The organism is Bacteroidota bacterium, from assembly GCA_016715945.1.
Classification (GTDB): domain Bacteria; phylum Bacteroidota; class Bacteroidia; order Bacteroidales; family F082; genus JALNZU01.
This window is the reverse complement of sequence record JADJXJ010000001.1, coordinates 249,679-265,867: the sequence shown is the minus strand read 5'-3', so window position 1 is coordinate 265,867 and position 16,189 is coordinate 249,679. Positions and strand designations below refer to the sequence as shown.

16 protein-coding genes are annotated in these 16,189 nt (G+C 51.0%); 10 read left to right on the top strand and 6 right to left on the bottom strand.

The window, feature by feature from the left end; genetic code table 11:
- Nucleotides 1–10 precede the first annotated feature (10 nt).
- Complete coding sequence (locus tag IPM52_00905; GenBank protein ID MBK9290187.1) at nucleotides 11–718, bottom strand: Crp/Fnr family transcriptional regulator; 708 nt, start codon at nucleotides 716–718, stop codon at nucleotides 11–13.
- A gap of 182 nt (nucleotides 719–900) precedes the next feature.
- Between IPM52_00905 and IPM52_00900 the strand changes: the two genes are divergently transcribed.
- The 8 genes from IPM52_00900 (at nucleotide 901) to IPM52_00865 (ending at nucleotide 8,438) form a co-directional block, all read left to right on the top strand.
- Entirely contained in the window at nucleotides 901–2,481 is a 1,581-nt protein-coding gene (locus IPM52_00900) for a tetrathionate reductase family octaheme c-type cytochrome (GenBank protein ID MBK9290186.1), read from the top strand.
- 16 nt (nucleotides 2,482–2,497) lie between these two features.
- The gene (locus IPM52_00895; protein ID MBK9290185.1) at nucleotides 2,498–3,148 is read left to right on the top strand and encodes a cytochrome b/b6 domain-containing protein; all 651 of its coding nucleotides are present in this window, start codon (nucleotides 2,498–2,500) and stop codon (nucleotides 3,146–3,148) included.
- A 19-nt stretch (nucleotides 3,149–3,167) separates the two neighbouring features.
- Entirely contained in the window at nucleotides 3,168–3,689 is a 522-nt protein-coding gene (locus IPM52_00890) for a rhodanese-like domain-containing protein (protein ID MBK9290184.1), read from the top strand.
- Nucleotides 3,690–3,747: 58 nt separating this feature from the next.
- Nucleotides 3,748–4,704, top strand: coding sequence for a hypothetical protein (locus IPM52_00885; GenBank protein ID MBK9290183.1), 957 nt, complete (start codon nucleotides 3,748–3,750; stop codon nucleotides 4,702–4,704).
- Between the two features lie 18 nt (nucleotides 4,705–4,722).
- Entirely contained in the window at nucleotides 4,723–5,733 is a 1,011-nt protein-coding gene (locus IPM52_00880; GenBank protein MBK9290182.1) for a hypothetical protein, read from the top strand.
- A gap of 19 nt (nucleotides 5,734–5,752) precedes the next feature.
- Complete coding sequence (locus tag IPM52_00875; protein MBK9290181.1) at nucleotides 5,753–6,595, top strand: sulfurtransferase; 843 nt, start codon at nucleotides 5,753–5,755, stop codon at nucleotides 6,593–6,595.
- A gap of 106 nt (nucleotides 6,596–6,701) precedes the next feature.
- The gene (locus tag IPM52_00870) at nucleotides 6,702–7,139 is read left to right on the top strand and encodes an energy transducer TonB (protein MBK9290180.1); all 438 of its coding nucleotides are present in this window, start codon (nucleotides 6,702–6,704) and stop codon (nucleotides 7,137–7,139) included.
- 63 nt (nucleotides 7,140–7,202) lie between these two features.
- Nucleotides 7,203–8,438: an aspartyl protease family protein gene (locus IPM52_00865; GenBank protein ID MBK9290179.1), complete on the top strand. Its 1,236-nt coding sequence runs from the start codon at nucleotides 7,203–7,205 to the stop codon at nucleotides 8,436–8,438.
- 6 nt (nucleotides 8,439–8,444) lie between these two features.
- Here IPM52_00865 and IPM52_00860 read toward each other — a convergent pair whose 3' ends face one another.
- The 5 genes from IPM52_00860 to ffh form a co-directional block, all read right to left on the bottom strand.
- Nucleotides 8,445–10,295 carry an OmpA family protein gene (locus IPM52_00860; protein ID MBK9290178.1) on the bottom strand — a complete coding sequence of 617 codons (1,851 nt, stop codon included), beginning with the start codon at nucleotides 10,293–10,295 and terminating at the stop codon, nucleotides 8,445–8,447.
- A 62-nt stretch (nucleotides 10,296–10,357) separates the two neighbouring features.
- Nucleotides 10,358–11,008 (bottom strand): 7-carboxy-7-deazaguanine synthase QueE, encoded by a 651-nt coding sequence (locus IPM52_00855; protein ID MBK9290177.1) that lies wholly within the window; start codon nucleotides 11,006–11,008, stop codon nucleotides 10,358–10,360.
- A complete protein-coding gene (locus IPM52_00850) occupies nucleotides 10,993–12,228 on the bottom strand; it encodes a hypothetical protein (GenBank protein ID MBK9290176.1) in 1,236 nt (411 codons plus the stop codon). Before IPM52_00850 ends, IPM52_00855 begins: the two co-directional genes overlap by 16 nt.
- Entirely contained in the window at nucleotides 12,228–13,124 is an 897-nt protein-coding gene (gene folD / locus IPM52_00845) for a bifunctional methylenetetrahydrofolate dehydrogenase/methenyltetrahydrofolate cyclohydrolase FolD (GenBank protein ID MBK9290175.1), read from the bottom strand. The genes IPM52_00850 and folD overlap by 1 nt, the downstream gene beginning before the upstream one ends.
- The gene (gene ffh / locus IPM52_00840; protein MBK9290174.1) at nucleotides 13,125–14,459 is read right to left on the bottom strand and encodes a signal recognition particle protein; all 1,335 of its coding nucleotides are present in this window, start codon (nucleotides 14,457–14,459) and stop codon (nucleotides 13,125–13,127) included.
- A 173-nt stretch (nucleotides 14,460–14,632) separates the two neighbouring features.
- Between ffh and IPM52_00835 the strand changes: the two genes are divergently transcribed.
- Nucleotides 14,633–15,133: a hypothetical protein gene (locus IPM52_00835; GenBank protein MBK9290173.1), complete on the top strand. Its 501-nt coding sequence runs from the start codon at nucleotides 14,633–14,635 to the stop codon at nucleotides 15,131–15,133.
- Between the two features lie 18 nt (nucleotides 15,134–15,151).
- Nucleotides 15,152–16,186 (top strand): AI-2E family transporter, encoded by a 1,035-nt coding sequence (locus tag IPM52_00830; GenBank protein ID MBK9290172.1) that lies wholly within the window; start codon nucleotides 15,152–15,154, stop codon nucleotides 16,184–16,186.
- The last annotated feature ends 3 nt before the right edge of the window (nucleotides 16,187–16,189 follow it).

Below are 16,189 nucleotides of genomic sequence, written 5' to 3'. Positions count from 1 at the left end.
CGGTGTAATCTCAACCTTTTTGGCTGATCAGAGCCAGGGTTTCGTAATCGAGTATTTCGATGTAGTCGTTGGTCAGCTCGATCAGGCCATCGGTTTTGAATTTGGTAAGAATACGGGCTATTGTTTCGACCGACATGCCGCTGAGTTCGGCAAAATCGCGCCGGGAGAGCTGAACGGGGATTTTCTGGGTCTTGTATATCCGGTTTGCAAGGCAGAGCAACACATCGGCGAATCTGCCATAAGTTTGTTTTTTGGTGAGGCAATAGAAACGGCCGGAGGTTATAATTTTTTGTTCGGCGATGATGCTGATGATTTTGCTGGCAAAGTTCCCGTTGCTTTTTATGAGTTCGCGTAATGCATTGATCTCAATCAGGCTTACATCGCTGTCCAGGTAAGCCTGCACGGAATGATGAAACACATTGCTGCCCTCGTAGAGGCTGGCAAGGCCGACCACACTCACCGGAGCAAATATTTGCAGTATCAGGCTTTCGTTGCCGCTCTCTATGAAACTTTTCAAAAGGCCGTTATTCAGAATCATGATGTGGGCTGCAAAGGTGCCCTGTTTGCAAAGCATTTCGCCTTTTGCGTAACGCACATCCACGGTGTGCTGCTGCAGCAGGTTTAGCTCGTCGGGTGTGAGCACATTGATACAATCGAGCGAGGTGGAACCGATTGAACAGCTGGCACCCGTATTTTGAAGCGTTTTCGTAGAGTTCATTCCTTGTGCGAATGTGATGCATTAGCAAATATAATCTTTTTCTGTCAAATAATCACTTGACAGCCGTCAAACCCTTTGCTGACCAGAAAGGCAAAACCACTTGAGGCACAAGGGAGTGTTTTGTTAAAATTTTCTTAAATACAAGTGTAGCTTTGCTTGTGAAAAAAGTAACAAACCCCGGTATGAAGTCACTACTCGAAAAACTCACATCCTTTCTGGTGGTCTTTGTGTTGCCTGTGCTTGTGATTTACTTCACAATTCACTTTGGCCTCAAGCGCAACGATCCACCAAAAGTAGAAGTAGAACTCAGGTCGCAGCAGCAACCAAAAGTTGACCACAGCGAATTTGCCATTTTGCAGCAGGAGTTTACCGACCCCCGCAAGGTTACGGAAGCCTGTCTGAGTTGCCACAACAAACGCGACGACGAGCTGATGATCAGCACCCACTGGCTCTGGGAGCGCGAAGTTGAGCTGCCTGGCAAAGGACTGGTGAAGATTGGCAAGAAGCATATCAACAACAACTTTTGCACCGGTCCGATTGGCAACAACGGGTCGTGCATGCGTTGTCATATTGGTTATGGCTGGGAAGACAACACTTTCGACTTCAGCAACCCCAACAACATCGACTGCCTGGTATGCCACGATAAGACCGACACCTATTTTAAACAAAAAGGCATGGCAGGTTGGCCGGCCACTCCCGAAACGGCAAATGCGGAGTTCAAGGTACCGGACTATAACTATGTGGCGCAGCATGTGGGCCATCCCGACAGAAGCAATTGCGGGGTCTGCCACTTTTATGGTGGTGGTGGCAACAATGTGAAGCACGGCGACCTGGAGGAAGCCCTGAACAATACCACGCGCAAGGTGGATGTGCACATGGGTGTGGACGGGCCTGACATGACCTGTATTGATTGCCACATCACCGAAAGGCACAACATCAAGGGCCGTTCGTATTCAGTTTCGGCCAGCAACGACAACCGCATCAGCTGCGAAAATTGCCACACATCCACCCCACACAACGACAAAATACTTGATTTTCACTATAATAAAGTAGCCTGTCAGACCTGCCACATCCCTGTTTATGCAAAAGTGAATGCTACGGTAATGTACTGGGATTGGAGCAAGGCAGGACGCAAAGACGAACATGGCAATGCCATAAAGGAATATGATGCCGATCACAACTACAGTTACCTGTCAATCAAAGGACGTTTTGTTTATGACGATCACGTGAAGCCCGACTATCTGTGGTTTAACGGATTGGCCAACCACAACATCATGGACGACAGCATCACAAGCATTCCGGTACAGATCAATACCTTATATGGGGAGTATCGCGATCCGAACTCAAAAATCTGGCCGGTGAAGATCCATCGCGGAAAGCAGGCCTACGACCCGGTAACCGGCAAGCTAATCACAATGAAGCTATTTGCGCACAACAAAGGTGAAGGCGCATTTTGGGAAGACCTGGAGTGGGAACCTGCCATCAGGCTTGGCATGGAAGCATACGGGCGCGAGTGGAGCGGTGAATACGACTTTGTGGAAACGGAGGTTTACTGGCCACTTAACCATATGGTGAGTGTGAAAGAAGAAACACTGAGTTGCACCGATTGCCACACCCGCTCCGAAAAAGGACGCCTGGCCAAACTGAACGACTTCTACCTGCCCGGCAGAGATTATTCAAAAGCCATTGATTACTCGGGCATTGCCATCATCCTTTTGTCGGTCGTCGGTGTGGTGTTTCACTCCATCAAGCGTATATTCTGAAAAAACCACGAAAACCATGAAATACAAGAAACATTACCTCTACCTGAAATTTGAGCGCTTCTGGCATTGGACACAAATGCTGCTGGTCATGTTGCTCACCCTCACAGGATTTGAGATCCACGGCAGTTTTACGCTGCTGGGGTTTGAAAATTCGGTCAGAATTCACAATGCTGCTGCCTGGTCGTTTATGGGCCTGGCTGTGGTATCCATCTTCTGGATGATTGTCACCAATCAATACATCAATTTTATTCCCACCAGAAAGAAGCTCAAAGAACAGGTGCGCTATTACACTTCCGGAATGTTTAAGGGCATGCCCCATCCGACGCATAAGGAACTCTACAACAAACTGAATCCCCTTCAGCGACTCACCTACGCCGGATTGCTGTTCCTGATTTTCCCGGTGCAGATTCTTACGGGCCTGGCATATATGTATTTCGGCTATCCGGAAAATCCGGTGGATGCGGACGGTCTGTTTATCGCCGTGCTGCTGCACACACTTGGTGCATTCCTGGTGGTTGCTTTTGTGATTGTGCACGTTTATATGACCACCACAGGCAATACAATCACATCGAACCTGAAGGCCATGATTTCGGGCTATGAAAAGGAGGTTGCAAAACAACAAGAAAAGGCAGCCCTGGCTGGCGAAGGTGAAAATGCAGAAATATAAGCACACAAAAAACAATATCATGAAAACATTTAAACTGATCATTCTTTTAGCTGCCGCAATGCTCATCGGTGCTGCCTGCTCAAAACAGGAACAATTTAAGTCGGCCGACGAAATGGTGGCCAGGGCTACCAAAGTGGTAAAACTGATGACGCCGCAACAGCTGCACGACATGATGGAGGCCGGTGAGGAAACCTATATCCTGATTGACGTGCGCCAGGAAAAGGAGCATTACTACGGCTATATTCCCGGATCGATAGTGCTTCCGCGCGGCAGCCTGGAGTTTAACATAGCCGACCCGGAGTTTTGGGAAAACGAAGGCATGTACCTTCCTGAAAAGACCGACAAGATTATTGTTTACTGCAAGAAAGGGCAGCGTGGTATCCTGGCAGCCGAAACCCTTGGCAAGCTGGGTTACAAAAACGTTTACGCCCTCGAGGGTGGCTGGAAAAACTGGGAACTCACCTATCCCGATCTCATCGAAAAAGACCTCGACAAGCTTGGCGGCCACAGCAGCGCTCCGGCTTCGTCGGGAGGATGTTAAGTTGAATTAAATAGAAGATCTAATTATCAAATAGTTACTCATTAAAAATCACAAAAAAATGAAAAAGTTAGCTTTTTATCTGATCGCCCTGTTTGTGCTCCCGACTTTGGTATTCACGGGTTGCAAAAAAGAGAATGAAAATCCGGTTGACACACAGAAGATCCTCACCGATTATCTGGTGCAACAAGACCTCGACCTCAATAAAATCATTCAGGGATTTGTTTTCGATACCCCAGACAATGTTGATGCAGTAGCCAACCGTTACATCATTGATATCCGCACGCCTGCCGAATATGCCCAGGGTCATATTCAGGGTGCGGTAAGGGTTGACCTGAAAGACATCCTCACCGAAGCAGCCAAAGCTGGCGACAAACAAATTCTGGTGGTGTGCAAAACCGGCCAGACCGCCACATTTGCTGTAAGTCTGCTCCGCCTTTCGGGATACAAAAACGCCCAGGCACTCAAATGGGGCATGAGCCGCTGGAATGCCACCTTCGACGTGTGGTCGCAAAACATTGGAAACATTGCACAAAACAGCACCAACTGGACCAATGAAGCTGCCCCGACCAATGTAACCTATGAAGCCCCAAAATTCAGCGACATCAACACCACCGATCCGGCCGAAATTCTCCGCCTGCGCGTGCAAAAAGTGTTGAACGACGGCTTTAAAACGGTTACACCTGATGCCCTGCTCAACGACCCCAATGCCTATTTTGTGAACAACTATTTCCCTGAAGCTGACTATCTCGCATTTGGCCATGTGAAGAACGCCCGCAGGATCAACCCCTTGCTTATCACCGACGAAAGCGTTAAGTACCTCGATCCGTCGAAACCCATTGCCACCTATTGCTACACCGGCCAGACCTCGGGTGCCATCACCGCCTGGCTGCGTGTGCTCGGATACGATGCATACAGTGTGCTGTGGGGAATGAACAGGTTCTATAACGGTCACAGCCATTGGACTTCCAACAAATGGTCGCCCGGTATGGTGAAGAACCTGCCTTTTGTTCAATAATCAAAAAGGAATTTTACGATGTCAACTAAAAAACTCATCATACTGTTGTCGCTCCTCCCTCTGGCCTTGCAAATGAAAGCTCAGGGGTGTGGCGGACCAGTTTCGGACGACGGACTCAAGACCTTTGGGTTTCTGCAGTCGCAATACAACTACCACTTTACCGAGCCTACCAAAAACGGCTTTGCATTCGAACGCGCCAGGCTCGGCGTGCAGGGCAACATTCCTTACGACTTTTATTACTATGTTGTTTTGGAGATGAGCCCGTTCATTTCGCCCAATCCCTATCTGCTTGACGCTTTTATTACCTACAACCGCTACGACTGGGCAAGAGTGAGCATAGGTAGTTTCAAAACCCCATTCGGCCTTGAGACCAACACCCCCTGCAACGACCTGATCACCGTTTATCGTTCCACGGCCACCTTGCAGACTGTAGCTCCATTCCGCGATCTGGGACTGGTGTTTATGGGAGGCAGCGAGAAAACCAGGTTCGCCTATCAGCTTGGGCTGATGAACGGAAGTGGCCTTGCTCGTCAGGACAATAACAAGAAAAAAGACCTTGTGGGTCGAGTTACTTACAAACCAATGGACTGGCTGCGCATCGGCGGAAGTTTCAGGCATGGATTCCCATCGATGAACAACAACACCGACTCGCGCACCACCCTTGGTGGAGAAATTAAAGCCAACTACAAGAACTTCACCTTCCTGGGTGAATATATCTACGATAAGGGCGAATTCAACCGCGATCTCGGGGGGGGATGCAGCGGCAATCTTATCGACCTGGGTAAGGAACGCAGCGGCGGTTATGCCACCGTGGCTTACCTTACCAAATGGAACGTTGAACCGGTATTCCGTTTCGATTTCTTCGATTCGGGCAATGCCACCGCATACAAGGAGTCGAACATGACGTTTGGCTTTAATTACTTCTTCAACGACTGGACCCGGCTTCAGGTGAATTACATCTACCGCGCAGAGGAACCTGTCGAATTCAAGAACGACCAGATTGCCGTACAATTGCAAGTAAAATTTTAACTCTTAAAACTCTAAATCCATGAAAAAACTGTTTTTTCTTTTCCTTCTGGCCAGCTCGGTACTTAGATTAGCTGCACAGGATCTCATCAGTGCGGATGAACTGGCCAAACAGCTCAAAAACCCCGATTTTGTTGTGGTTTCGGCCGAGGTTGAGACAGAATACGCAAAAGTCCACATCAATGGAGCTGTTAACGTATCCTACAAAGCTTTCTTTAAACCCGGCGAGATCGAAGGTTTGCTCATCCCAGTGGAGCAGGCTGCAAAAATCCTGGGCGAGAACGGCATCAGCGAAAAGAAGACCATTGTGTTGTACGATGAGGGCTCAATGAAATACAGCGGTCGTTTGTATTTCATACTGAAGTACTTAGGTGCTCCCAATGTGAAGATTCTCGAAGGCGGCATGGAAGCCTGGAAAGCCGGACGCAAACCGGTGACAAAGAATCCTACCATTGTGGCCAAGACCACCTTTACACCCAAGGTAAATCCGGCATTGATGGCCTCAGTTGAGGAAGCAAAGAAAGCCGCAGCAGCCGCTGACATGGTGCTGGTTGACGTTCGCGAAGCTGGCGAATTTAAAGGTGTAGAGAACAAAAGTACAGGACACCTGCCCGGTGCAGTCAATATGGATCACACTACCCTGCTCAACGACAAGCACATGCTGAAAAGCAAGGCCGAACTTGAGAAAATGTTTGCCGAGAAAGGGATCACAAAAGACAAGACCATCATTCTGTATTGCTCCACCGGAGTACGTGCGGGCAAGACCTATTTTGTGTTAACCAGCGTGCTGGGCTATCCGAAAGTCAAAGTTTACGACGGAGGCTATAATGAATGGAAGGCCATGGGAAACCAGATAGTTAAGTAGCCGAACCTTCAAAGTTAATTATCGAATGCCTGGCCGGATAGGCCAGGCATTCGTTTTTTGGGAGCGGAATTGTGGCCGAGATGTTATTTTTGCACAAAGTTCGTACATGTCGAAAAAGCCACGCAAACAAAATTTTATTCAGCTGCCCAAAGTTACAGGTGGGCGCAAAACTTTTGCCACTTTTCTGCAGGAGCATATGGTCTATCCCCATGAAGCCCTGCAACATGGCATTGAAGGAAATGTGCTGGTGGAATACGAGGTGGACGACAATGGCATTGTGTTTGACGCACGTGTGATCAAAGGTCTGGGGTACGGACTCGACGAAGAAGCCCTGAGGCTTATCCGCCTGCTACGTTTCGAAAAAGTGAAAAACAGGGGCATGCGCCTGCGGTCGAAAGGGAAAACAAACATCCCTTTCCGCCTGCCTGCTTCCATGGTTTATTCTGTAGTGCCTTCAGACAAAAACAAACCCTCTGACAATCAAAATACTACGAAGTCAAACACTGGATCGCAGGGCACTATTACCTACACCATCGAATTTTGATTTTTCGTATCTTTTGCAACCTTTGGCCTGCATACTTGTATTTGCAGCTAAAGATTTGCATTTATGGGTGCCCGAATACGACTGATGGTTTTCTTTCTGACAATTGCGCTGATCGCTCCGGCGCAACCGAACCACGGCTTTATCGGGTTCAGGCTGGATGGGTCAGTTGGACGCACAAGCTTCGGATTCGAGCTGATCAACAACCTGATCGTTGTACCCGTAAAACTCAACGACAGCCTCAACCGGAATTTTATTCTCGATACTGGTGTCCGCACTACGCTGCTCACCAATAACGAACGGAACGATTTTGATACCAATCAGATGCGACCTGTGCAGGTGGCAGGTTTGGGTCTCACACGCGAAATCAAAGCCTTTGTGGTGCCCGATGTGAAGCTGCAGCTGCCCGGGGTAACCGGTAAAGGCCAAACCATCATTGTGCTGGGGGAAGATTACCTCAAACTTCAGAACCACCTCGGCAAGGAGGTGCATGGCATACTGGGTTATGATTTTTTCAGTCATTTCGTAGTTCATATCAACTATGCAAGCAGGCGCATCACTGTTTATACGCATGAGGCCTTCAAGCCATACAGAAAAAGCAAACCGGTGGATCTGGCCATAGCCGGTGGCCGGCCTTATGTGGATGCGGTTGTGGTTCAAGCCGATAAAAGCCGTGTTTCAGGGAGGTTTCTGATTGATACCGGCGCCAGTCATAGCCTGCTGATCGACAAAGGCCGAAGTGAAAAGATTTATCTTCCTGTGCCCAATATTCCTTCGGTAGTAGGGTTTGGCCTGGGCGGCGAAGTGCATGGCCACCTGGCAAGGCTGAGAAGTTTTGCCCTTGGCGGCTTTGAGCTGCGCAACGTTATTGCATCCTTCGGAAACGATCTGTACACCTCGGCAACAGATTCGGCCATGGGCAGGATCGGATCGGTCGGAGGCGAGATATTAAGCAGATTCTCAACTACTTTCGATTACAAAAACGAGAAAATGTACCTGCGGCCCAACAATGCATTTCGCAAAAGTTTCGACTACAACATGAGCAGCATTGATGTGGTTGCGGGTGGAAAGAACTTCAAAACTTTCACAGTTGCAAATGTGAACATGTACTCGGCGGCCTGGTATGCCGGCCTCCGGCCCGGGGATGTCATTCTGGCGGTAAACGACACAGGCGCGGGCGAGCTGACACTCGAGCAGATCAATGCCATCTTCCGCAGCAACCCCAATTCGGTGGTGCAGTTGGTTGTGCGGCGCGAAAAGGAGATCTTTACCGTGCGGTTCCGGCTCAAACGGTTGATCTGAGCCGTTCTACAATCTCTTACGCAATACGATCTCTGTTCTGCGGTTTTGTGCCCTGCCCTCTTCGGTGGCGTTGCTTGCCGAAGGCTGATCGGCCCCATATCCAACAGCAACAAGCCTTTGAGGATCAACACCTTGCTGTATCAGCCAGTCGCGCACGGCAAGGGCACGCATGAGCGAAAGTCTTTTGTTGAAAGCAGGTGTACCCACGCTGTCAGTATGCCCGGCGATCTCGGCCTGCCAGTCGTTGTTTTGCCTGAAAAACTCCAGCAGGTGTTCGAGCGCCGCCCGCGATTCGGGCAGCAGTTCTGCGCTGTTGAAGGCAAAGTAGATATTTTTCAGCACCATGCGCTGACCTTCGAGGGCCGGCATGAGTTTGATTTCGAGCGATAGCTGAGGTTCGGAGTCATCTTTCTCGAACACATATTGCTCCGAAAAATACAGGTAGCCTTCGCTGCCGGCAAACAAGGCAAAGGCTGCCTCTTCGGGCAGCGGAAACATGAGTATGCCGTCGGTATCGCGGCTGCTTCCCTCGAAAAACAAGCTGCCATCGCTCAGGGCATTCACCCTGACAAAGGCACGGATTGGCCGGCCGTTTATGGCATCGGTGATACGCAGCTTTACCGTGCGAAGTGGTTGTGGCCTCAATTCAGCCGGCAATTCGAAGCTATACATGTCATATCCTCCCATGCCGCCCGGCCTTTGTGCAGCCATCCAGGCTACCGCACCTCTGGCATCGGTTACCAGATTGAGTTCGTCCGCCGGAGAGTTGATGGGTACGCCCAGGTTGAACGGCGCTGACCACCGGCCGGCAAGGTCGAGCCGGGTCATGAAAAGATCGAAACCGCCCATTCCCGGGTGGCCGTCGGAACTGAAATACAGGGTGATGCCATCAGGATGGAAAAATGGCGCCATTTCATTGCCCGCAGTATTGATGAGCGGGCCAAGGTTCTGAGGTGATGACCAGCGGCCATCCGGCAGACGCACAGCCTGATACAGGTCTGATCCCCCATAACCCCCCGGCCGGTTGCTGGCAAAAATCAACGTGGTACAATCAACCGATATAGCGGGCTGCGACTCCCATGCCGCAGTATTGATCTGCGGACCAGTATTCACAGGCAGACTCCACGCTCCCTTTTCGAAATACGACACATAAAGGTCGCAACTGCCCAAACCACCGGGCCAGCCACATCCGGCAAACCAAAGGGCATTGCCATCGGGGGCCAGGGCTGGTGCACCCATGTTCAGACCAGAATCTCTCCAGGGCATAAATTCATCAGGTTCAGACCATTGCCCCTGGTTTTGCGAAGTGATCAGAAAAGTTTCTTTTGGTTGCTGTCTGTCGCGTCCCCCACTGTTTTGCTTACGGGTGAAGAGCAGCCGGCTGCCGTCGAGCAGGATAGAGTTTGGTATTTCGTCGTCAGGGGTGTTGAGCGGTGTTCCGGCATTATGAAGTAGGACAGGGTGTGGATTAGAGACAAGCTGTTGCCTAAATTCACTGATTTTAAATCGTTCCTGGAGCAACATGCGTTCATTTTCCCTGAAAGCGCCCGAAGCAAGCGCCCTGGCAAAGGCTGTTGTAGCCTGGCTGTATTGTTCCTGCCTGAGATGAAGTTCGCCCACCATGGCCAGGGCGCGTCGGTACCTGAGGCTATCGATCATGAGCGCCCGTTCAAAAGCATTGAATGCGAGCGCATTGTCGCCTGTTTCCAATCCGGCCTCTCCCAGAAGCATCCACGCATGGCCCTCATCGGGACGGCGCTGCACATATTGCTGAAGCAGCGCTATTGCTGTCGGGTATTCCTGTTTTTGAAAGTGGAATTCTGCTTTGTCGAGCAGTTGGGCATCCCTGCGCTTCATTTTTTGCGCCAGCCCGGGCTCAGGCGTGAGAAAAAGAAAAGATGCAAGGAGAAGAACAATCCTCAGGGAATGCGCATGTATTTGTGGCTCTGCAGGCTGATGCGCCAGCGGGGATGCTGCATCACGTACTCGGTGAGCCAGGGCATGATATGTTCCGAAACGCTCCATTCAGGCTGTAAATATAACAAACAAGCCGGGTGCACCTGTGCGGCATTTCGCTCGGCCCATTCCAGGTCGGCCTGGTGCTGGATGACCACCTTGAGCTCGTGGGCTTTGCGATAGATTTCGGGGCGGGGCGGAAAATATTTTTTGGGCGAAAGGCAAATCCAGTCCCACTGCCCAGTGAGCGGATGTGCACCGGAAGTTTCAACCATCGTCCTGATGCCCAACGATTTGAGCTTGGTTGTAAAATAATCCAGGGGATACATGGAAGGCTCGCCTCCGGTGACCACCACTGTTTTTGCGGGAAATTCTGCAGCACGTTCGGCAATCGCATCGGCGCTCACCGGCGGAAACACCTCGGCATTCCACGAAGCTTTGGTGTCGCACCAGCTGCAACCCACATCGCATCCACCTATGCGGATAAAGTAGGCCGCCTGGCCCATGTTGTGCCCTTCGCCCTGAATGGTATAAAACTCCTCCATCAGGGGAAGCTTGCGACCACCCTCAAACAAATCGTTTTCTGTGATAGCCTTGTTTATCTGATCGGACATCGTGTCTGAAACTTTGGGGTTGAAATGAGTAAAAAAGCCGTTGAATCGGGTATGGAAGCTGTTGGAAGGAATGAACTTTTTTTGTTCCGGCAAGGATGGAGTCTTTGATAGTGCATCACCTGCGATGCCTCATCCTCGAAATAAACCACAAGAGGCTGTTTTTGGCGTCGCGAGAAATGAATTGCGATGCCTTCGGGACTTTGCTCCAGCCTGAGTTTCCGTCCACAATCTGCATGTGGATGAGACAGAGGCGGTTGATCTATTGAAATAATGTTATTCGCATCCAGCTCGAAAGCGCGGGCCGGCGAAGCTTTGCTTCGTTCGGAGGTAATGCGCACTTTGGCAGGAGCTTGAAATACAACACCCTCAATCTGATTGGCAACGAGGCCCTTGAGATTAATTCTCAGCTTATTTCCTGAGAAAAAGTCGTTTCCTGCGAAATCGTTTAACACCCATGCAAAGGGTTTCCAGGTACGGTTGGTGTAGCCGACCAGCACCAGCAATCCGGTTTCGGGCTGGTAATCAGCGCCGGTAATAAGTCCGGCGCTATTGAAAACACCTGCAAATTCGGCTTTCCATTTTCCGGGCTGTTTCGGCAAGCTGTAAAGAAAAGTACGCCCGTCAGCCCAGTTTTTCGAAAACAGGTACAGCGCCTCGTCTGTGGCAATCATGGCTTCGCAATCGAAGTTGTGTGCAAGGTATCGCAGGTTTTCGGGCTGGTTGGGATAAGTAAAAACGATGGTGTCGGCCTGAACATCGGCATCGCCGCTCTCGGGTATATTGTTCCAGGCCACACGATAGATCTGAAATTCACGTCTTTGGCCGGAGTTGTTGCCAAAATCACCGATGTAGAGGTAAGTGTCATCGGCAGCGAGTTCCTCCCAGTCCACATTCACTGCATTGGTCACTCTGATGCGCTGCAGGATCTGCCCGTTTTCGGGCGACAAGGCATAGACAATTGGCTGGTGCTTGCTGTCGTTGTGTGTAAACAGCCTGCCGTTGTGCCATGCCAGCCCGGAAGTTTCGCGCACTTCGGCCGGCAGATCGTAAAGTGTTGAAATAGAGCTTTTTATTGAAGGGTAACGGCAATGTGCAAAATTTCCCTGATTGGTTTCGGAAGTGCCAGCCTGCCTGTGGCGAGGAATTTTCTGTGCCTGCAATGCATTAGCCAGCGCGAGGGTTAACAGACTCAGGACAAACAATTTAACACTGCCGGACATCAGGCATAGAAGGTTTTGCTATAGGCCTCGAGGGTGTTGCTGAGCAGCGCAACGATGGTCATGGGGCCAACGCCCCCGGGTACCGGAGTGATCCGCGATGCCACTTTGGCTACTTCGTCGAAAGCCACATCACCTTTGATGACGTAGCCTTTTTCGGAGGTGGAATCGGGCAGCCTGTGAATGCCCACATCAATCACCACTGCTCCCGGCTTGACCATATCGGCTTTGACAAATTCGGGCACGCCTATGGCGGCAATCAGAATGTCGGCCTGACGGGTATGCATGGCAAGGTCGGTGGTTTGGCTGTGGCAAAGGGTGACGGTGGCATTGCCTTTGGGGTTTTTGCGCGATAGCAGCACACTCACAGGAGTACCCACGATATTGCTCCGGCCTACGACCACCACATGTTTTCCTGCCGTTTCGATCTGGCTGCGGTGCAACAATTCCACAATTCCGTACGGGGTTGCCGGCAGATAAGCGGGCAAGCCGGCCATCATTCGGCCTGCATTCACCGGGTGGAAGCCGTCCACATCCTTGGCCGGGGCAATGTGCTCAATGATTTTGTCGGCATTGAGGTGTGCGGGCAAAGGCAATTGGACAATAAAACCATCAACTTCGTCATCTTCGTTGAGGAAGCGGATGATGTCGAGCAATTCCTTTTCCGAGGTTTTTTCCGGCAGGCGATAGGTGGAGCTGGTGATTCCGACCGCGCGGCATGCTTTCTCCTTGGAGGCCACGTAGGTTTCGCTGGCCGGGTCGTTGCCCACCAGAATGGCAGCCAGATGAGGCGCCCTTTGCCCGGCATCGATGATGGCGGCTGTGCGGGTGGCTATTTCTTTTTTGATTTGTTCGGCAACTGCTTTGCCGTCAATGAGTTTCTCCTGCATGTCTGCCATTTAGCGGTTGCGCATTTGCTGCATCAGTTGCATCATTTTCTTTCCTCCTCCGCTGGTGAGGTTGCGCATGATCTTCGAGATTTCGTCGAATTGCTTGATCAGGCGGTTCACCTCGGCAATGTCGGTACCACTGCCCTTGGCGATGCGTTTGCGGCGGTTTCCGTTGAGTATTTTTGGGTTTTCGCGCTCTTCCGGGGTCATGGAGTAGATGATGGCTTCGATGCTTTTAAAGGCGTCGTCCTCGATATCGGTGTCTTTGAGCGCCTTGCCCATGCCCGGTATCATGGCAGCCAGGTCTTTGATGTTGCCCATCTTCTTGACCTGCTGGATTTGTTTCAGAAAGTCGTTGAAGTTGAACTCGTTGCGGGCCAGTTTTTTGCGCAGGCGCTCGGCTTCTTCGGCATCGTATTGTTCCTGGGCGCGTTCGACCAGGCTGACGATGTCGCCCATGCCAAGGATGCGGTCGGCCATACGGCGGGGGTAGAAAACATCCAGGGCATCCATCTTTTCGCCCAGACCCACAAATTTGATGGGCTTGCTCACCACCGAACGGATGGTGAGGGCGGCACCGCCGCGCGTATCGCCATCGAGTTTGGTGAGCACCACCCCGTCGTAGTTGAGCCTGTCGTGAAAGGCCTTGGCAGTGTTCACGGCGTCCTGACCGGTCATGGCATCCACCACAAACAGTGTTTCGTGGGGATTGACGGCGGCCTTTACGGCAGCTATCTCGTTCATCATCTGTTCATCAATGGCCAGGCGCCCGGCGGTATCGATGATCACCACATTGAAGTTCTTTTCCCTGGCATATTGCACCGCACGTTTGGCAATGCCAACGGGGTCTTTGCTCTGCTCATCGGCAAACACCTCAACCTCAATCTGTTCGCCCAGCACCTTGAGTTGGTTGATGGCTGCCGGACGATACACGTCGCCGGCCACAAGCAGGGTTTGTTTGCCTTTTTTGCGCTTGATGAAGTTGGCCAGCTTTGCCGAAAATGTCGTCTTACCCGAACCCTGAAGGCCGGCGATGAGGATGACGGTCGGATTGGCTTTGAGGTTGAGCTCCGCATGCTCGCCACCCATCAGTTCGACCAGCTCGTCGTGAACTATCTTGACCATGAGCTGGCCGGGAGAAACGGCAGTGAGGATTTTTTGCCCCAGGGCCTTTTCTTTCACCGTGTTGGTAAAATCCTTGGCTATCTTGAAGCTGACGTCGGCATCGAGCAGGGCTTTACGGACTTCCTTCAGGGTTTCGGCCACATTGATTTCGGTGATCCGGCCCTGACCTTTAAGCAGTTTAAATGAACGTTCGAGTTTTTCGCTTAGACCTTCAAACATGGATGATTCGGATTTTGAGCCGCAAAATTACAAAAAAAGCCTGAAGCTCAGGGATGAAGCTTAAACCACCCCTACCGACGCAGCATATTGATTAACAAGCTTTAAGATTATTTACCGGGCAGCCGTTAAATCGCCTCTGCTGGTAAACGTATCTTTGCATTGTCCCTAAGCACATGATGACACAGGAACAGTTCAGCATCATTTTCTTGTCCATATTGATCGGCGGCGCCATCTGGTTTCGCAGGTGGTATCATGCCCAGCCACGCCACTACAAAGTGTCGGAACAGGTGAGCGGGGGTAAATTGCTTACGGTGACCGAACTGAATCCCAGGTGGGAAACAGCCGCCATCGAACTCCGGCTGCGCAGCCGCGAACCCCTGGATGCGATAGAGGCTTTTGTGGAATTTATCCCCACAAAGGGTGAAGCATTCAAACTAAGCTTGCAGGAACTTGGCATTGACGATATCAGGCTCGACAGGAATGAAACGGGCAACCAATTCATCCTGACCTTTGAAAAGCGCGACCTGATGCGCGGCATTCGTCAGCGCGAGATACAGCCTTACAGGTTCAGGTTTGTTGTGGGTACCGAAGGCAGCGCCCCCATCAAGTCGCATATTTTCGGGTTTTCTTCCAAATACATGCTTTTCCGGCCCGACACGGGACGATACAACTAAAAATCAGCACCAATGCGGATGAACGACCTGACAACAACCAACAAAATCCTGACCGGATTTGCTGTGGCACTGGGATTTTATATCCTCAAGGAGCTGGCATTTATTTTTGCGCCGCTCATGCTGGCATTCATCCTCACCCTGCTGTTCATGCCGTTGATGCGCAGGCTGCTCAGGCGAGGGATTCACAGGATTCTGGCCCTGAGTATAGTAACCGGGCTTATTGTGCTCATCGGGCTGAGTTTTGGCCTGGCAGTCAAGCTTTCCGGCAGGCAGATCATCGACAACCAGGAGGTCGTTTTTCAGAAGTTCGATTCCCGCCTCGGACATGCCATTGCACCTTATGCCGGAATGCTGGGCATTGAAGCCGAGAACGGCAAATCCGTCGTGCGCAGCCTGCTCGAAAGCAAACAGGTGAGCGAGCTTATCTTTGGCAACTTCAGTCAAACCCTGGGGACGATACAGCGCAGCCTGACGTTCCTCTTTCTGACGCTCTTTTTTCTTGTGTTGCTTCTGGCCGGCTCTGTAAACCTGGAAAAACTGATGGGTCAGACCTTGTTCAACACCAAAACAAGGTCGGTTAAAACGTATATCGCTATCGAGCAAAGCGTGGTTAAATTCCTGGAGGTCAAAACTTTTGTCAGCTTGCTTACAGGTTTGTCCTTCGGTCTCATCAGCTGGGGCATGGGGCTGAACTTTCCTTTGTTCTGGGGTTTGCTGGCCTTTGCGCTGAATTTTGTGCAGCTCATTGGCTCGGTGGTTGTCACTTTGCTGGCCATTGCCTTTGCTTTTGTGGAGCTCGACAGCGCCGCATCGGTTATGCTGATAGCCGTGCTTTTTACAGCTACCCAGTTGCTGTTTGGCTCGGTAATGGAGCCAATCTTCATGGGCAAATCGTTCAGAATCAACATACTCGCTGTACTATTCATGCTGACCTTCTGGGGTTATATGTGGGGCATACCTGGCATCATCCTTTCCATTCCCATCACAGTGATTATCAAAACCTTGCTTGAGCAATTCCGAAGCACGCGGGGAATAGCCCGCCTGTTGTCGTAAACC

Bases quoted from the DNA above. Each gene is read 5' to 3' on its own strand.
- IPM52_00905 (MBK9290187.1), bottom strand. From the start codon at position 718: ATGAACTCTACGAAAACGCTTCAAAATACGGGTGCCAGCTGTTCAATC.
- IPM52_00900 (MBK9290186.1), top strand. From the start codon at position 901: ATGAAGTCACTACTCGAAAAACTCACATCCTTTCTGGTGGTCTTTGTG.
- IPM52_00895 (MBK9290185.1), top strand. From the start codon at position 2,498: ATGAAATACAAGAAACATTACCTCTACCTGAAATTTGAGCGCTTCTGG.
- IPM52_00890 (MBK9290184.1), top strand. From the start codon at position 3,168: ATGAAAACATTTAAACTGATCATTCTTTTAGCTGCCGCAATGCTCATC.
- IPM52_00885 (MBK9290183.1), top strand. From the start codon at position 3,748: ATGAAAAAGTTAGCTTTTTATCTGATCGCCCTGTTTGTGCTCCCGACT.
- IPM52_00880 (MBK9290182.1), top strand. From the start codon at position 4,723: ATGTCAACTAAAAAACTCATCATACTGTTGTCGCTCCTCCCTCTGGCC.
- IPM52_00875 (MBK9290181.1), top strand. From the start codon at position 5,753: ATGAAAAAACTGTTTTTTCTTTTCCTTCTGGCCAGCTCGGTACTTAGA.
- IPM52_00870 (MBK9290180.1), top strand. From the start codon at position 6,702: ATGTCGAAAAAGCCACGCAAACAAAATTTTATTCAGCTGCCCAAAGTT.
- IPM52_00865 (MBK9290179.1), top strand. From the start codon at position 7,203: ATGGGTGCCCGAATACGACTGATGGTTTTCTTTCTGACAATTGCGCTG.
- IPM52_00860 (MBK9290178.1), bottom strand. From the start codon at position 10,295: ATGAAGCGCAGGGATGCCCAACTGCTCGACAAAGCAGAATTCCACTTT.
- IPM52_00855 (MBK9290177.1), bottom strand. From the start codon at position 11,008: ATGTCCGATCAGATAAACAAGGCTATCACAGAAAACGATTTGTTTGAG.
- IPM52_00850 (MBK9290176.1), bottom strand. From the start codon at position 12,228: ATGTCCGGCAGTGTTAAATTGTTTGTCCTGAGTCTGTTAACCCTCGCG.
- folD (MBK9290175.1), bottom strand. From the start codon at position 13,124: ATGGCAGACATGCAGGAGAAACTCATTGACGGCAAAGCAGTTGCCGAA.
- ffh (MBK9290174.1), bottom strand. From the start codon at position 14,459: ATGTTTGAAGGTCTAAGCGAAAAACTCGAACGTTCATTTAAACTGCTT.
- IPM52_00835 (MBK9290173.1), top strand. From the start codon at position 14,633: ATGATGACACAGGAACAGTTCAGCATCATTTTCTTGTCCATATTGATC.
- IPM52_00830 (MBK9290172.1), top strand. From the start codon at position 15,152: ATGAACGACCTGACAACAACCAACAAAATCCTGACCGGATTTGCTGTG.